This window comes from Clostridium sp. CS1-1 (genome assembly GCF_056135525.1).
Window position 1 is genome coordinate 1,968,975 of the sequence record NZ_CM148680.1, and the last position, 16,367, is coordinate 1,985,341.

At 32.0% G+C, this 16,367-nt stretch carries 14 protein-coding genes; 12 read left to right on the forward strand and 2 right to left on the reverse strand.

Annotated features, from left to right (window positions below; genetic code table 11):
- The 8 genes from AC0N0V_RS09185 to AC0N0V_RS09220 all read left to right on the forward strand — a co-directional run bounded on the left by AC0N0V_RS09185 (position 1) and on the right by AC0N0V_RS09220 (position 8,997).
- Positions 1 to 888, forward strand: coding sequence for a carbohydrate ABC transporter permease (locus AC0N0V_RS09185; protein ID WP_474463666.1), 888 nt, complete (start codon positions 1 to 3; stop codon positions 886 to 888).
- A gap of 39 nt (positions 889 to 927) precedes the next feature.
- Positions 928 to 1,809, forward strand: coding sequence for a carbohydrate ABC transporter permease (locus AC0N0V_RS09190; RefSeq protein WP_474463667.1), 882 nt, complete (start codon positions 928 to 930; stop codon positions 1,807 to 1,809).
- Between the two features lie 189 nt (positions 1,810 to 1,998).
- The gene (locus AC0N0V_RS09195; RefSeq protein WP_474463668.1) at positions 1,999 to 3,270 is read left to right on the forward strand and encodes an efflux RND transporter periplasmic adaptor subunit; all 1,272 of its coding nucleotides are present in this window, start codon (positions 1,999 to 2,001) and stop codon (positions 3,268 to 3,270) included.
- Positions 3,271 to 3,300: 30 nt separating this feature from the next.
- Entirely contained in the window at positions 3,301 to 4,674 is a 1,374-nt protein-coding gene (locus tag AC0N0V_RS09200) for an ABC transporter permease (protein ID WP_474463669.1), read from the forward strand.
- Positions 4,675 to 4,711: 37 nt separating this feature from the next.
- The gene (locus tag AC0N0V_RS09205; RefSeq protein WP_474463670.1) at positions 4,712 to 6,148 is read left to right on the forward strand and encodes an ABC transporter substrate-binding protein; all 1,437 of its coding nucleotides are present in this window, start codon (positions 4,712 to 4,714) and stop codon (positions 6,146 to 6,148) included.
- Positions 6,149 to 6,265: 117 nt separating this feature from the next.
- Positions 6,266 to 7,291 carry a D-alanyl-D-alanine carboxypeptidase family protein gene (locus AC0N0V_RS09210; RefSeq protein ID WP_474463671.1) on the forward strand — a complete coding sequence of 342 codons (1,026 nt, stop codon included), beginning with the start codon at positions 6,266 to 6,268 and terminating at the stop codon, positions 7,289 to 7,291.
- A 340-nt stretch (positions 7,292 to 7,631) separates the two neighbouring features.
- A complete protein-coding gene (gene vanZ-A / locus AC0N0V_RS09215) occupies positions 7,632 to 8,135 on the forward strand; it encodes a glycopeptide resistance protein VanZ-A (RefSeq protein WP_474464497.1) in 504 nt (167 codons plus the stop codon).
- A gap of 640 nt (positions 8,136 to 8,775) precedes the next feature.
- On the forward strand, positions 8,776 to 8,997 hold the full coding sequence (locus tag AC0N0V_RS09220; protein WP_474463672.1) for a YdbC family protein: 222 nt from the start codon (positions 8,776 to 8,778) through the stop codon (positions 8,995 to 8,997).
- 51 nt (positions 8,998 to 9,048) lie between these two features.
- Here the strand turns inward: AC0N0V_RS09220 and AC0N0V_RS09225 are convergent, their stop codons facing one another.
- Positions 9,049 to 11,325 carry a hypothetical protein gene (locus AC0N0V_RS09225; protein ID WP_474463673.1) on the reverse strand — a complete coding sequence of 759 codons (2,277 nt, stop codon included), beginning with the start codon at positions 11,323 to 11,325 and terminating at the stop codon, positions 9,049 to 9,051.
- Positions 11,326 to 11,784: 459 nt separating this feature from the next.
- Here AC0N0V_RS09225 and AC0N0V_RS09230 point away from each other — a divergent pair, with 459 nt between their 5' ends.
- From AC0N0V_RS09230 to AC0N0V_RS09245, 4 genes are all read left to right on the forward strand, one after another.
- A complete protein-coding gene (locus AC0N0V_RS09230; RefSeq protein WP_474463674.1) occupies positions 11,785 to 12,273 on the forward strand; it encodes a helix-turn-helix domain-containing protein in 489 nt (162 codons plus the stop codon).
- A gap of 12 nt (positions 12,274 to 12,285) precedes the next feature.
- Positions 12,286 to 12,654 carry a DUF4180 domain-containing protein gene (locus AC0N0V_RS09235; RefSeq protein ID WP_474463675.1) on the forward strand — a complete coding sequence of 123 codons (369 nt, stop codon included), beginning with the start codon at positions 12,286 to 12,288 and terminating at the stop codon, positions 12,652 to 12,654.
- A 1,200-nt stretch (positions 12,655 to 13,854) separates the two neighbouring features.
- On the forward strand, positions 13,855 to 14,079 hold the full coding sequence (locus AC0N0V_RS09240) for a DUF3311 domain-containing protein (protein WP_474463676.1): 225 nt from the start codon (positions 13,855 to 13,857) through the stop codon (positions 14,077 to 14,079).
- A 21-nt stretch (positions 14,080 to 14,100) separates the two neighbouring features.
- Positions 14,101 to 15,519: a sodium:solute symporter family protein gene (locus tag AC0N0V_RS09245; RefSeq protein ID WP_474463677.1), complete on the forward strand. Its 1,419-nt coding sequence runs from the start codon at positions 14,101 to 14,103 to the stop codon at positions 15,517 to 15,519.
- A 263-nt stretch (positions 15,520 to 15,782) separates the two neighbouring features.
- On the opposite strand, the gene AC0N0V_RS09250 is transcribed toward AC0N0V_RS09245, so the two are convergent.
- On the reverse strand, positions 15,783 to 16,340 hold the full coding sequence (locus AC0N0V_RS09250) for a TetR/AcrR family transcriptional regulator (RefSeq protein ID WP_474463678.1): 558 nt from the start codon (positions 16,338 to 16,340) through the stop codon (positions 15,783 to 15,785).
- Between the last annotated feature and the right edge of the window lie 27 nt (positions 16,341 to 16,367).

Sequence of the window (16,367 nt, forward strand, 5' to 3'; positions counted from 1 at the left end):
ATGGTACGAAAAGTAAAAAAGAAAAACTTTAAATCAAATGATGCTAAATTGGCCATACTTTTTCTTGCACCCAGTATAATAGGTTTCTCTATTTTTTATGCAATCCCTTTTATTGGAGGCTTTTATTACTCTATTGTAAGCAGTTCCATTAACGGGACATTCGTGGGTCTTAAAAATTATATAGATTTGATAAAAAATCCAAGTTTTATTAAAGCTGTAACCAACACTGCTCTTTTCGCTTGTTTGAGTGTACCTCTCAATATTATGTTATCCTTGCTGCTTGCACTTATTCTATCAAATAAAGCAATACGAGGCAGAGGGATTTTCCGAACTTTGTTTATAACTCCACTGGTCGTCCCTGTTGCTTCTGTAGTTCTTGTTTGGCAGTCTGTGTTTGATATTAATGGAGCTTTAAATGGTGTAATAGCTCTACTCGGACATACTCCTGTAGACTGGATGAAAAGTGACTTAGCAAGGATTGTGGTAGTCATTGTTTACCTGTGGAAAAACATTGGGTACAGTATGGTACTTTTTCTGGCGGGACTGCAAAATATACCTGCTGAATACTATGAAGCCGCTAAAATTGATGGCGCAACTCCCTTTCAGCAATTTACAAATATCACCTTAATTTACCTTACACCAACGACATTTTTTGTTTTTATTATGTCTATAATAAATTCCTTTAAGGTTTTCAGAGAGACCTATCTCATCTCAGGAGACCACCCTCACAGCAGCATTTATATGCTGCAGCATTACATGAATAATATGTTTGTGCAGTTAGATTATGAAAAATTAACTTCTGCAGCCTTTATTATGGCCTTCTTCATAGTATTCATTGTTTTAATATTCTTTTTTATTGAAAGAAAAATTAATAAATCACTAACCTAGTACAAGTTAGCATTATACTTCGAAGAAAGGAGAAACTCAATGAAATACAGATTTAAGAGGATACTGATTACATTATTACTGTCATTAATGGCGATAGGCTTTCTGTTTCCTTTAGTACTTACATTTTCAAACTCCTTCATGAGCGAGGCTGAAATAACATATAATTACAGCATGATTTCAGAGGCAAGCAGTACAAGTTCAACTATAGCTGATTCAGCAAGCAAATATGCCAGCTTGAGGCTCATCCCAGAGGTCGTTGTAATAGAACAATATTATAATGTGCTCGTTAAGAAGTCTCAGTTTCTTTTTATGTTTTGGAATTCAGTAATTATTACTGTTCCCATTGTTCTTGGGCAAATAGTTGTTTCCTGTTTGGCAGCTTTCGCTTTTGCCAAGCTTAAATTCAAAGGTCGGGATCAGTTGTTTTTTATATACATAATCGTAATGCTCCTGCCCTTTCAGGTAACCTTAGTGCCTAATTATCTAGTTGCAGATAAATTAGGTCTCGTTAACAATTATCTATCCATTATATTACCTGGAATTTTCAATCCCTTTGGAGTATTTCTTATGAAACAATATATGGAACAGATACCAGATTCCTATATAGAAGCTGCAAAAGTAGATGGAGCAAGTCAATTTACAACATTTTTTAAAATCATTTTACCTATGTGCAAAAACGGAATAGCAGCAATGTTTATTTTAGTTTTTATAGACAACTGGAATATGGTAGAGCAGCCTCTGATTTTTCTTAGAGATGCCACAAAGCAGCCCCTTTCAGTATATCTATCCAGAATAATCAGCGGCGAAAGAGGACTTGCCTTTTCAGCGTCTGCAATATATATGCTGCCTATGCTCCTAATCTTCCTGTTTGGAGAAAACTACCTAATTGAAGGAGTTGAACGTTCCGGAATCAAAGAATAAAGTGAAACTTGAATCAGATGGAGTTTCAACTCCATCTGCCAGGGACGTAGCTGCTCGGAACGTACACTTTGAAGAAAAGCAGATATCCCAAATCTTTGATTTGGTGATAGTCGCTTTCACAGAGTGCGATGGGAGTATTAGAGCGGGTAGTCATTGGATAAAACAATCTAAAAATGGAGGTATGAAGAATTGAGACCTGCAGAACTCATTGATTATGCTAGAAGAAAAAAACTCACAGGTAAATTGTTGATTATATTCATAGTAATGATGACATTGTTAACTTTTTTCTCAAATACTATTAATAATTTTACTTTCTCAAGAATCACTGTTGATACAGCCGTTAGTGGAACACTTATTAAAGAAATAAGCGGTAAAGGTACTATAACTGCCAATTCAATTTTTGAACAGTTTATAGACGTTGGTAACAATCTTTTAGTAAAAGATGTTAATGTCAAACTTAACGATACAGTAAAAAAAGGACAGCCAATAATAACCCTTGACATAGGAGACCTCAAATCAAGCTTACAGGACGAGAATGCAAAATATCGTCAGATGCAAATAGCCCTTGATAAACTTGAGGACAGCTCTAATCTGTTGAACCTAAATAATAATATTGAAACTACTCTACAAAATAAAAACCAAAAATCCAACAACTACCAGGATATAAAAACCCTCTTTGATTCTGGTTACGAATCTGCAAATAACCTGCAAAATGCTAAAGCTGCTATGGATGATGCTGAAAGAAGCTATAATCTGGCAGTACAGGCTAAAGAAGCATATATAAAAACAAATCAAAAGGATATTGAAAGTGCCGAGCTTAACTTAGAAATTGAAGCAAGAAAAATAGATACTTTAAATAAGCAAATTGCTAATGATGGAGTATATACAGCACCCTCTGATGGAGTAATCACAGAGCTAAATTTCAATGATGGCTCCTTGGCAAACAACTCCAAAGCTTTATTCAAATTAGCTGAAACATCAGGAGGCTTTCAGGTTTCTATTTCAGTAGACAGCGACCTTGCAGGTTGCGTTAAACCAGGAGACTCAGTAGATGTGGACATTACCTCTCTTGAAGATAAAATAATAGCCGGAAAAATATCTCAAATAAAAGCAGATTCTCATAATGGAGATAATAAGGAACTTATCGTAGATTTAAATGATGCAGATCTTCAGGGCGGAGAGAATGCTGAGGTTAACATAAGTAAAAAAACTAAACAGTATTCTACATTGATACCAAATAGTGCTGTTTATACAGACAGTAATGGCACCTATGTATACTCAGTAATAGAAAAGGAAGGTCCACTCGGAAAAGAAAGTTTTGTTAAAAGACTAGATGTTATTGTGGAAGACTCTGACAGTACTAAGTCAGCAGTGATAAAAGGCCTAGAACCTAGAGATAAGATAGTGACTAAAAGTACGAAATCCTTATCCAATGGCGACAGAGCAGTAGTAGAGAAATAGGCATATAGCCTAAAGGAATGAGGTGAAAAATTGAAGTCATTTAAGCTACCCTATTTTATTCTGGCAGTAGGTGTATTTATTTTAATTTTTAATACCATACTTGGAGCTTCCTTAACCTCAAAATATAGCGAAATAAACGGAAACTATAAAGCAAACAAAGTCGCAGTCAATGTACTAAATAATTCAAATTCACTAGAAAACAGTTCTTTTAGTGAAGATGATATGCTGCATCTTCAAAATTTCGCTTTTAAAAATACCACCACAGCATATGCTGCTGAGAAGAAATCTGATGTTTCCTATAAAAATAGTGGGACTGATGCTGAAATTTATGGTATCAGTGATAAATATACTATGTTTCATCAAATTAAGCTGAAATCAGGAAGTCTTATAACTCCCGGGAATAAAAACGAACTTGTGGCAGTGGTAGATGAAACCTGTGCTGAAGCGCTTTTTAATAATGATAACGTGGTAGGGATGCAAATAGAACTCTTTAACCAAAAGTTTAAAGTAATTGGCGTTATAAACTCAGATAAATCTATTCTGCAAACTCTCACTGACAATGGACTAGGAAGTGTTTATATACCAGTGGATGAAATGCTCTTATATGATAAAGATTCAAAGATTACTTCCTTTGAGGTAAAGCTCTCAAGCAGCGGCACAACTGGTCAGAATATTAGCAAAGTAACTGAAGCTCTTACTTCCATTGGCAAAAGTGCAGATAATTATAAGATCATTGATTACAATGTTGAAAAACTAATTTTAGCACAGAAAGATTTGTTGATGATTTTTATCTTAGGCATAGTTTCAATTCTCATATTACTGCTTGCTGTAAAAGATAAGTCGGTTTATATATATTCAATAATAAAATCAGCTCTTAAAGAGAATTATTTGAAAGATGCTTTAAGACTTAGATCTGCTCTGCTTATCCTTTCAGTACTAGAGATAGCTTCGCTTATAACCTCTATATATCTTATTTGGGTCACAGTAAAATTCAATTTATATATTCCACCAAACTTTGTTCCATCTGAATTAATTGATACAACCTTTTACTCTGATCTTTTTAAGAGCTTAATACAAGATAAAGTCAGAAATGTAGGCTACATTCCTACCTACCCCGAGATGAAGTTAAATTTGTTAAGCATAATGCAAAACATAAATCTTTCCATTGCACTGCTGACAGGTTTTCCATTATATTTCCTCGCACTTAAATTTTTAAAGCTCAAGGAGGAAAATGTATTTAAATCTTTATTATCCTGCTGTATTTTATTAATTTTATCAATAATACTGGCTTTAATTATCTTACTCATATTGAAAATGCCTATCACAATTAACATTAAGGGGGTGATATTAGTTTTTACTTTTATATTTCTTACCCTACTACGGCATTTTGCTGTAGAAAAATAAAATTTATATATATAACAATTAAAGGAGTGTATTTAAAATGTATAAAAACAAATCATTTAGAGTCAATATTTTAAAAAGACTTACCTGCCTAAGCATAGTCGTGTTAATGGCAATTGGGACGGCTGCCTGCAAAAGTACAACAAGTAACAGCAGTGCGACAAATGCTTCAGGAAATAATACCTTAACTATTTCTGTAATAACAAAAGACCCATATCTTGATAAGGCTATAAAGAAATATCAGGAAAAGCATCCAGGTACAACTATTAACGTTAAAGAATATACGTCTAATCCAATAAAAGCAGGAGAGGAAGGGGCAGGTCCCAGAGTAGATGAAAAACCTGAGGATGTTGAAAAATATGTTACTGCAATGAACACAGGGCTTATGTCTGGAAAAGGTACCGATATTATATCCTTAAACACTCTCCCTTATGAAAAATATATTGATAAAAATCTGCTTGTAAATTTAAGCGATATGATTAAAGGAGATAAGAGCTTCGACTTAAATAATTATTACTCAAATATTTTTGATGCCATGAAGTATAATGGAAATCTGTATAGTTTACCTTTAAGCATAAGCCTTAATGTTTTGGAGACTAACAAGGCATTACTGGATAAATACAACATTAAAGTAGATGATAATAAATGGAACTGGAACGACTTTGAGAATACCGCAGCTAAGATTGTAGAAGGCAGCAAAAAAGATGGCATGCAGGGAATATATGCCCTGTCAGGTGTAGATGGAAGTATGCTAGTATCTTACCTTGCTTCTGAAAACTATAATAAATTTGTAGATAAAAACAAAAAAACTACAAGCTTTGATTCAAAAGAATTTATTGAGATTATGAATTTAGCTAAATCAATGATAGATAAAAATTATGTAAATACAGATACTACTAATGGAAAAATGGATGACCTGACTAAGAGAGGAGGAGTAGTATTTAGCCCAACCAAGCTAAGCATGTATTTTGATCTTATGCTCAAAAAACAAGTTTATGAGGGCGGCGTGGATTTTCTAAAGTATCCAGGCCAAGGAGACAATTTGTCTTTCACTGCCACTACAACTTTCGGAATTAATAATAAATCTTCAAATAAAGCCCTTGCCTGGGATTTCCTTAAATTTTTAGTTTCTGATGAGATGATGTCTGAGGGTTCTTGGACTAGCTTTCCAATTAACAAGACTGCATCTTCCAAAGCTGCACAGGACACAATAGATATGTCAAAGAAAGCTATAGAGAATCCTAAACTAAGGTTCGCTAATAATGGTCATGTTGTAAAAATTACCAAACCTCTTACTGAGGAAGATGTTAATGTAGTTCCTGAACTAATTAGCAGAGCAAAAAAATATGCACCTGTAGACCAAAAAGTATTAAATATTGTACAAGAAGAGAGTAAAGCCTTTTTTGATGGTCAAAAGACTGCTGATGCTGCAGCAAAGACTATCCAGGACAGAGTAAATACTTATATAAACGAATAATTGAAAGTAAAGCTGACCTCATAAGAAAATCTTAAGAAGTTCATAAGATGAAATTCCAATATAGCTCCTTGTTCTGTGGTTAAATAATATCATCACAGAATAAGGAGCTGTTTTATTATGGTACGAAAAGTAAAAAATAAAAAATCAAAAATGCCTATATTTGTAATACTTTTGTTGATGTCGAGCATTGTTACCTTTGGGTACAAATACATCATTACTCAAAGAAACCAACATATATTACCGAAACAATATGATGATATAACCTCGTTATATTCTTCTTTAAAGATAACTTCCAATTCTTCTGAACATAAAACAACACCGGGTCCCTCGTTAAAGACAGAACTGGATTCCTCTGTTTCTAAATCTTTAGGTAAGATTAAGAGCCCTAATGCTATTCTGATCCGTTTAAAAGATCAAATCACTTTAATGCAGAAAAATAGCGAGGAAAAAATCTATCCTGCTTCCTTGACTAAAATGATGACAGCCATTGTTGCAATAGAAAATTTACATAATCTGAAGAAAGAAATCAAACTGACCAATTCTACGTTTCAGGGGCTGTACGGAGCAGATGCATCAATGGCAGGTTTTCAGCCAGGTGAGAAGGTAAGCGCTATTGACCTTTTATATGGAGCACTGCTTCCAAGCGGTGCAGAGTCTTGTATTGGGCTTGCAGTTCAAGTTGCGGGTTCGGAGCAGGGATTCGTAAAGATGATGAATCAAAAGGCGGCTGATCTTGGTATGAAAAACACTCATTTTGAAAATGTGACAGGGCTTCATAATAAAAACCATTACACAACAGTGAAAGATCTGTCTATTCTTCTAAGCTATGCTTTGCAAAATGATACTTTCAGGGAGGTTTTTACTTCGTCCCGTCATTCCACTAAACCTACGAACATACACCCTGGCGGCATAACTTTTTACAGTACTATGTTTCAAGAACTCAAGAATCAAAACATTACTGGTGGGGAAATTTTAGGAGGGAAAACTGGATATACCGATGAGGCAGGTCTATGCCTTGCCAGTCTCGCCAAAGTGGGTAAACAAGAATATATTCTGATTACAGCTGGTGCAAAAGGAGACCACCATTCGGAACAGTATAATATTACCGATGCATTAGCTGTATACAACAGTATAGAAAAATAATAAGTTCTTTATAAGAATTTATTAAGATTAATTCGAAGAATATTGATTCATTTACTGTTTATGAAAAATACCTAAAAAACAAGGCATTCTTAAGGAAAACTTAAGAAATTTATAAGTACTTATTTAAAGAAAGCCTATCCCATTCTGGTAAAATGAAGTTATCGAATCGGATAGGCCTTCGTAATTTCAGAAAGGGAGCCTCTCTCATACGAAAAGAAAATAGATTTTACTTCTACATCAATTTGAAATGTAATACAAAAAGTAAAGGAGATTAGATAAAATGACAACATCCAATCAATTAGCTGAAGAAAATTTACAAAAAAGAATTAGAATAGATTATATAGGAAAAATATTATCTAGAGGATTGCTAGCTTTATATTTAGTGATACTAATCTGGTTAGTGTTATTCAAATTACAATACAATATTTTGTCAGTATTTAATTATCATCATAGAAGTCTTAACTTGAATCCATTTGATGCTCCTCTAAAAGTAAATGGAAGAATTAATTTCGGAGAGATGATAGATAATGTTATAATTTTTATTCCTTTTGGCTTGCTTTTTAATGTTAATTTCAAAAAAGTTGGGTTTTTACCTAAGTTTGCTTTAGTACTGGTTTTTAGCCTTACTTGCGAATTAATTCAATTTATCTTCGCTATTGGAGCCACAGACATAATAGATGTAATTACAAATACTGTTGGAGGCTTTCTTGGACTGGGATTATATAGTTTGAGCAATAAGTATATTAATAATAAAATATTAGACAGTATTATTATTTTTGTTGGTACACTTTTAATCCTATTTTTACTCTATTACCGTATCCATGTACTTACACTAAAATATTAATTAATAAAACCTTAAGGTTTTCATAAGAAATTTATCCGATGACTACCCGCTCTAATACTCCCCCTTTTCCAAGGTGGAGTATTAGAGCGGCTACGCCCCTGGATAACGATTTCTCCTAAAGGATAACGAATTCTAAGTGTCAAAGCCACTAAGAATTCTGTTTATAAGCATCAGGTGGAGTTAAAACTCCATCTGATGCCAAGAACTCTGTTTATTATGATATAAGTTTTGTTTGCAGTACATGATAGCTACCCTTTCACTACCCCTATAATATAGATTCTATACCAGTATGTTTTTATCCTATAATTTAGCATTTACTTTGCTCTTGGTAACATGGATGCTGTTATTACCCCAAATAACAAACAAAGCAGAAGTAGATTATACTTCTGTTTTTTGTTTAAGAATTTTATTTATTAGTATATAATAGTAGTAATAAATTAGGAAGTTGTAAGGTTTGGAGGAGATATAAATGGGTAAAGGTTTGCTCGTAATCTGGAGAATGGTAAATACGAATTAGCTGCTGAGTATAAGTTCTTAGAAAAGGAAATAAGTCAAGCAGATTTGAAGATTTAGCTGTAAATATAAAAGGATATATAATTATATGAAGATGGAGAAGATGAAATCTAAAGGAGGTAAATTTATGGCAGATATAAAATTTGAAATAAGAAAAACAGAAGGAGTTCTTTCAGAATCCTCTAAAGGTTGGAAGAAGGAGTTAAATCTAATAAGCTGGAACGATAAAGAACCTAAGTATGATATTAGAGATTGGGATCAGGAGCATAAGAAAATGGGCAAGGGAGTTACATTGACGGTAGATGAGTTAAAAAAGCTTAGGGATATTTTAAATCAAATGGATTTATAAATTTAATAAATCCTCTGATTATAAGTTACAATAATCAGAGGATTTTACTATCTACTCCACCATAAAATCCACATCCACATTGTTTTCTTTAAGCTTGTCTACACTTAAAATTGCTGCCCTAAAAGTCTTCTTAGTACCGTTATAAGTATTAGCTACAAAAAAACAGGTAGGCTTATTATAGGACTCACAGTAATTCATCTTACTTAATTGTTTCTTAAAGCTTCCTAAGCCTAAAACCTCAATGTCTAAATTGTGATCCTTACAGTACTTCAAGAACCTGTCATAGAACACAGTATAATTTAATCTAAGAACATTAACTCCATCAGAACTTTTTATACAATCGTAGTCATAACCTCGATTAAGTTCACTGTTTGCAGCCATTCTGCTTAAGGTTTCAAGAGTAATATCCACCACACTTTTGCTTTTGGTGTTATCCTCTAAAAGTTCTTTTACAACAGAATTTTTCAAGGCTTTTTCTATATCAGTGGCAGAATAGCCTGTAGCTTCTTTAAAATCTAAATCTAGGTTTATAAATACATCTAGCAGAAGGGCTAGTCCAAGTAATCCGTTTGCTATTGATCCCTTTATTCTTTCATTATATATGTTATCTCCAGAAAATTTCTTGTATAACATATCATACGTATTCTTTAAGTTTTTTTCACTCATTTTCAATCCTCCCATTAATAGGCTTTTTCCTAATTTTGATAGTAATGTACTATTCTCTTTAAGATTTATAAAGTTTTTCTTAGTATTTTTATTAAGGCTAGAAGTAGATAAAAATATTTTAAGACTTCTCTCTATGTTAGCAGTTTCTGTTACTCCCATTTCACCGCATAGAATTACAGAGGAACGGGGAACAAATTCAAAGTTTTTACCAAGATTTTGAGAACCTTTAATAGATTTATGTCTATCATAAGAATTTCTCATTATATTTGATATTGTTCCAACCTTTTCGTTTCCAATTTTTTTAGGCTTATATTCATCAATTATCAATGGAAGAAGATTACTGCTGCTTGACAGCTTAGTAAGTGCAAAGTCAGTACAGGAACTGGCATCTAAAATATTTCCCCTGTAACCAAGGATAGGAGATAGCACATTTTCTAGGGTTTGGCTTTTTCCACTACCACTTTGTCCCTCAACTAAAAGATGATTATACTTTATTCCAATATGCTCAAGCTTTCCTTTTAAAAATAAGCCGCAGATATATGGAATTAGGGTAGCAGTTACAGATAAATTATTAAAGTTAAATAGAGAAGGAGCTATAGTTTCTAGTTCTTCTTTTGTAATACAAGGGAATTCTAGTAAATCACTATGGGCTTCTCTACAACTTTCAAGTACAATAGCAGAAGAATTAAGGTACAGGTCGTCACTTATAGCCTTATCTTCATCTGCAAAAAACCATTGGTTTTTTATTTTGTGGAAACCTTGATAGGATAGTCCAGCTATAATTTCAGTTGTTTCAGAGGAAATTTTAGCTTTTATGTGCTGTAAGTCTGAGTTCGAACCATTGAAAACTAATGAAAAGCTGTTTAAGGCTTTTTTAAAGGACAGAATATCATTAAAGTCCTGTGGATTAAAAGTTCTTTCGATTATAGAATCATTAAAATTTGTTTTTAGTTCACATCTTATATGCTCCATAGAAGGAGAAGTAACTATATGTTTAGGTTTTATTATAAAATTTGTAATAGAGATTTGTTGCCCTTTATAATTTTTGCAATAGCATCCATCTTCTATGTAAATTGGGGATTTGTAATATGTATTTTTGGAGCCAACATCTGATTCTGTAAGTAGGCATTCAAGTTGTTTTCTTGAAACTCCTCTACTAATCCAATCTGAAATACTCATGTTTTCATGGAGATCAGGCAGATCTATAATTCCTACACTTTTGCAGGAACTTTTAAAGTTTTTATATACAGCTTTAGAATATTCCTTACTGTACTTACTATTACATTGGAAAATAACAACATCAGCTTTCTTTATTTGCTCACTATATAGTTTGCTAAATTTATTAAAGCTTGATAAACCGCCAAAGGATGTAGTAGCGGTAAAACCTAAATTCTGTAGTGCATCCACAGATTTCTCATCCTCCACATATATAATAGTTTCATTATTTTTTATCCCCTTTACTACAGATGGGAGCAGATACAGTACAGGCTTTATGTCTTTAAAGTTGTAAGTCCATTTTCCTGCCTTGTTCTTGATATAACATTGAAAAGCTTTCTTTATGGCTCCATCTTGAAGCCACTCACTATTTTCAACTTTGTATAGCAGGATGCCATCCACATCTCTGTAATAATATTTGGATATTTTTTTCTCGTTGTTTACCATGGTAATATCACTCTCCGCTAGCTTTTGTTTTGGTTTACAAGTAATATATACACAAATTAGAACAGAGTAGGAAAAGGAAAAATGTTAATAAGTTGTAAATATTACGGTATTACAGCTCTTTAGGAATAGGCAAGGGAAGAATTTCAACTCTTTCTTAAGTATTTATTTTTATTATAGATATATATTTATTTTTTGTAATAGTTATATTGAATTGAAGGAAGGAGTTGATTTTTAAGGGTTAAGATGGATTACAAGTAGTTGTAAGTGGAGTGTAAGTAGTAATTATCAGTTGGTTAAAAACCATATATATATGAATATTACAGTATGCAAATAGAATGAAAGTTAAATAAAGTTCAACAAAGAATAACAAAGTTAAATAAAATACAATAAATTACTTGACGGATGTAAAAATAATTATTATAATTTGACCATAAGCTGATTTTGAAAGGGTAGATTTTTATGGAGAATAAATTTTATACAATAGATAAAATTGCAGAACTATTAGGTATGCATCACAAAACCATAAGGAAATTTATATCAGAAGGAGAGCTTGGAGCAACTAAGGTTGGAAAGCAGTGGAGGATTTCAGAGTGTGATTTAAATGCTTTTATGGAAAAAAATAATGTTAGTATTAATGATAATAAAATTAGTGAAAAGTCAAATATAGATTTTTGCATCAATGAAGAAGTAGAAAACACTGTAGAACAGAAGGTAAATGTGTCCACTGTTGTGGACATAGCAGATATAGGTAAGGATGAGTATATGAGAATCTCAAATACTCTTATAGCTCTCATGAATTGTAAAGATCCTGAAATGGGGAAATCAACAATTAATATGAAATACGATGAAAAGATAAAAAGATTAAGGATAATGTTGTGGGGAAAAATAAGATTTATTGAAGATATGCTGAGTTCAATTTCAGTGCTTGTAGAACAAAATGATTTATAAGGGGTGGAGATAATGAATTATAGAATAGTAGAAAAAAACGGTGTAAAGTATATTGAATACACTTCAGTTGAGAGACAAATTTCTTCGGAACAAGATGTGTTAGATTTTATAGGTATATGTTTTGGAAATGGCGTAGATACACTAATATTTCATGCTGATGCATTTTCTGAAGACTTCTTCAATCTTAAAACAGGTCTAGCAGGAATGATATTGCAGAAATTTATAAACTATCATATAAGAGTCGGTGTTATTTTAGAAAATGAAGAAAAGTTTAATGATAGATTCAAAGAAATGATTCTTGAAGCTAATAAAGGAAATCACTTCAGAACATTTAAGAATATTACAGATGCGGAGATTTGGATTTCAAAGTTATCAGACTAAGGAGGAAAAGATATAATACTCCATTCTGATAAGACTGTAAAACGTTTACGAGGGTTACTTCCACATGAAAAGATAAATATTTTGCCGGAAGTTGGTCATTCCAATGTTAATGATGTAAATAAGATAATAGAATGGTTAAATTTTAGCAGCTAATGACTATCCTTCTTAAAGCAACATAATATGCCTATTGAATAAACGAGTATAATCATTATCTGAAGTAATAAGCAGGCTTTTTTTCTAATAGTACAATTAAAAAACGAAAGATTTTAAAACACTGTATTATTCACACCTGAATTTTATGGTGTTTTTAATTAATAATTTTCGTAAACTGTTTATAAGAGCGTAATATGCTCTTTTTTTTTGGATTTTTAAATAAGTTAAGTGGTATAGACTTAGCTTATTTCGCATTAAGGCACAGTATTTGTTAACAAATTTAATATTATGTAAATTAAAATTAAAGTAAACCAAATAGAAATAAAAAAACTTTGAATTTAACAATATTATATTAAAATCTTCAATTTATAAATAGGTCAAATAAAATGTAAAAATATAGAAGTTTAGAGTTAAAAATTTTTATAAGAATTAATTTTTGTTTGAGTATTTCAAAATATTCTGAAATTAAATTTATTATTTGGAATTTTATGCAATTAATATGAGTATATATGTGATATAACATTTTAGGATAGGCTAGATAAGCAAAGAGGATAGTTTATAAGGAGGATAAGAATGGTTAAGTATTGCATATTTATAGGTTTGTGAGATATGAATTGAAAATTTTATGAGAACTTTAAGTTGTTTTTGGGAGAAATACTAAAATGAATCTATTAGAAGAGCTATAGGAGCTCGCTAAAGACCTAAAACCATAAATAGTGGATTTTACAGAAAGACTATTATAAGTTCCAGCTTTACCTGGAGAAGAAAAAGGCGTAGCTGACCTATATATAATATAAATTGAGAAGCTAGGCTTTGACCTATATGGAGGAGAAATTGACATTTGTGAAATATATAATCAATACTAAACTTAAGTAATTCAGGGAAATGTTTAAAACAGAATAGTTTAGGGAAAGGAGAAGGGTACAATTGTTGAAACCTTAAGAATGTTTACTTACAATGGTGCCCATGCAAGCTTTGAGGAAGATATTAAAGGTAGTTTGGAAGTAGGAAAATTGTTTATGAAAGATAATGAAAGGAAGGTGTCCTATGAAAAGTAGAAAGCCAGCATTTCTAGTTGGATTTATTATTCCATTTATAGCCTTAGTAGTATTAATGCCTTGGTATAATAGAATTGAACCGATGGTAATGGGGTTTCCATTTATATACTTCTGGGTTTTCCTATGGTTATTCTTAACCTCACTTTGTTTGTATATTGCCTATAGAATTGATCCTGCAAACAAAAGTGATAATGATGAAAAAATAGATATATAAAATGGAAGGGAGGCAATATATATGGCGATTTTTGTTTTTACTTTAGTCTTAGCAGCATCAATAGTTTTAGCATTATTATCCGTACGAGGCATGCTAAAATCAGATATGAATGAACTCATGACTGCTAGTGGTTCTTTTGGGGCTTTCCTAATGTTTTTCCTTTCAGTTGGAGAGATTTATAGTATTGGTACATTAATTGGTACTCCAGGAGCTATCTATTCAAAGGGTGCCAGCTATGCAATATGGTTTATTTGCTATATATTACTAGCTTATCCAATTGGATATTTCCTTAATCCATATATATGGAAAATGGGTAGATTGTCTAAAGCAAGTACTTTCTGTGATGCTATAGGTTGGAGGTATAATAGTAAATTTGTACAATCCGGTATTGCATTAGTAGCTATCATATTTTTAGTGCCATGGGTACAAAATCAGTTTGCTGGCATGTCTATTCTTTTTAAATATCTTAATCTCGGGTTTAGTGCTACTACGGGTATTGTAATATCTATAGCTTTAGCTTTTGCATATATTGCCATTGCAGGAATAAGAGCACCTGCATGGGTCAGTATTTTAAAAGATATTCTTTTAATCTTAGCAGTTGTTATACTTGGTGCTGTATGTATGGCTAAAACACCAGGTGGAGTACAAGGTATATTTAGTGAGACAATAAAAGTAGCACCTGAAACACTGACTATACAATCAAGTGCGATGCCGTATACTATTACAACAATTTTACTTCAGATGCTAGGATTTTATATGCTTCCTATTACTGCTCAAGCGACTCTTGCATCAAATAGTCCTAAAATACTAAGAAAAAATTCAATTCTAATGCCTTTATACATGATTATGGTACCGTTTCTTGTAATATCTGCTTATTTCGCAACTCATAACTATAAAAATTTAGCTATTCCTGACCATGCTCTACTTGCAGTAGCTGTAAATAATTTACCAAGCTGGATAGTAGGTTTAATTGCAGGTGGGGCTGCATTAACTGCCATATTAGTTATGTCCTTTACTGCACTCTGCGTAGGCGGTTTGTTCTCAAAAAATATTCTTGGAGTATTTAAACCAGATACTAGCCAAGCTACAATGACTACTTTAACACGTGTTGTAACTGCATTATTTTTAGTTGCTAGTGCTATATTCTCACTTTATTTCCCAGCCCTTATGTTAGGAGTTATAACTGTTGCATACTCTGGTTTATCACAGGTTTTTGTTTCAGTATTCTTTGCATTTGCTTGGAAAAGAGCAACAAAATGGGGAATTATGAGTGGATTGTTTATAAGTATAATATCAGTATTCATGATAACTACGGTTCCTTATGGAATAAATAAAGGATTTGTGGCACTTGTAATTAATTTTATAGTAACTATTGTTGTAAGTTTATTAACAAAACGAGATGATGAAGCAGAACGTAGATATGAGCAGTTAAAAGGATAGTGGTGACTGCCACGTGAGTTACTAGGAATAAGTCAAGTCGTACAGACTTGGCTTATTTTATTTTCCACATGTAAGTTAACAAGTTATATATTATGTATACTACAATAAAAGTAAACAAAAATATCTAATAGAAGTAACGGTATTTCTAAAATAACCTTATACGAATATAGTAACACTAATATAGGGGAGGTTTCATGAAAAAGCATAAACAGAGTTCTTGGCATCAGATGGAGCCTTAACCTATCTGATGCCAAAAACTCTGTTTATTTAAGCAGCTCATTAAGAAATAATTCAAAGGATGAATACTTAAAAAGCGGCATTTGTATCATTGTTATGAAATTCATTACTATAAATTTTGCTGTTTCATATGTGCCTAGCTTGATTTGAATATTATTATTAGACTGTTCTTTAATTAGAATGTCTTCAATTAAAACTATAAGCTTTTCTATGAAAATGTATTCTTTTTTTAAATCACCTTTAACATACTCAGGGCTATCATAAAGTTCAGGAGTAAGCCAAATCTGCTTAAAACTTTTAATAAAGACACTTAACTCATTAAAAGTTTTATTTAACTTGATGTAAATATTATTATTTGAACTTGCTATATTTTGAGCTGTATTAAGATAGTTCTGCCAATAATCGGTCATCATTTCAATAACTAACTCTTTTTTTGTAGGATAATAATTATATATTGTTCCTAAAGCTATGTCACACGCTTTTGATAAAGCTCTCATGCTTAGCTTTGAATAACCTTCATTGTATAGAATTTCTTTAGCCTTGTCTAATATAAGCTGTTTTGGATTTTCAATTATTCTAGCCAATTATACCACCCCATAAAATTAATATAA

Excerpts from the sequence above, each read along its gene's own strand:
- AC0N0V_RS09230 (WP_474463674.1), top strand. The coding sequence starts at position 11,785 with ATGGAGAATAAATTTTATACAATAGATAAAATTGCAGAACTATTAGGT.
- AC0N0V_RS09190 (WP_474463667.1), top strand. The coding sequence starts at position 928 with ATGAAATACAGATTTAAGAGGATACTGATTACATTATTACTGTCATTA.
- AC0N0V_RS09245 (WP_474463677.1), top strand. The coding sequence starts at position 14,101 with ATGGCGATTTTTGTTTTTACTTTAGTCTTAGCAGCATCAATAGTTTTA.
- AC0N0V_RS09185 (WP_474463666.1), top strand. The coding sequence starts at position 1 with ATGGTACGAAAAGTAAAAAAGAAAAACTTTAAATCAAATGATGCTAAA.
- AC0N0V_RS09235 (WP_474463675.1), top strand. The coding sequence starts at position 12,286 with ATGAATTATAGAATAGTAGAAAAAAACGGTGTAAAGTATATTGAATAC.
- AC0N0V_RS09225 (WP_474463673.1), bottom strand. The coding sequence starts at position 11,325 with ATGGTAAACAACGAGAAAAAAATATCCAAATATTATTACAGAGATGTG.
- AC0N0V_RS09210 (WP_474463671.1), top strand. The coding sequence starts at position 6,266 with ATGGTACGAAAAGTAAAAAATAAAAAATCAAAAATGCCTATATTTGTA.
- AC0N0V_RS09240 (WP_474463676.1), top strand. The coding sequence starts at position 13,855 with ATGAAAAGTAGAAAGCCAGCATTTCTAGTTGGATTTATTATTCCATTT.
- AC0N0V_RS09205 (WP_474463670.1), top strand. The coding sequence starts at position 4,712 with ATGTATAAAAACAAATCATTTAGAGTCAATATTTTAAAAAGACTTACC.
- AC0N0V_RS09220 (WP_474463672.1), top strand. The coding sequence starts at position 8,776 with ATGGCAGATATAAAATTTGAAATAAGAAAAACAGAAGGAGTTCTTTCA.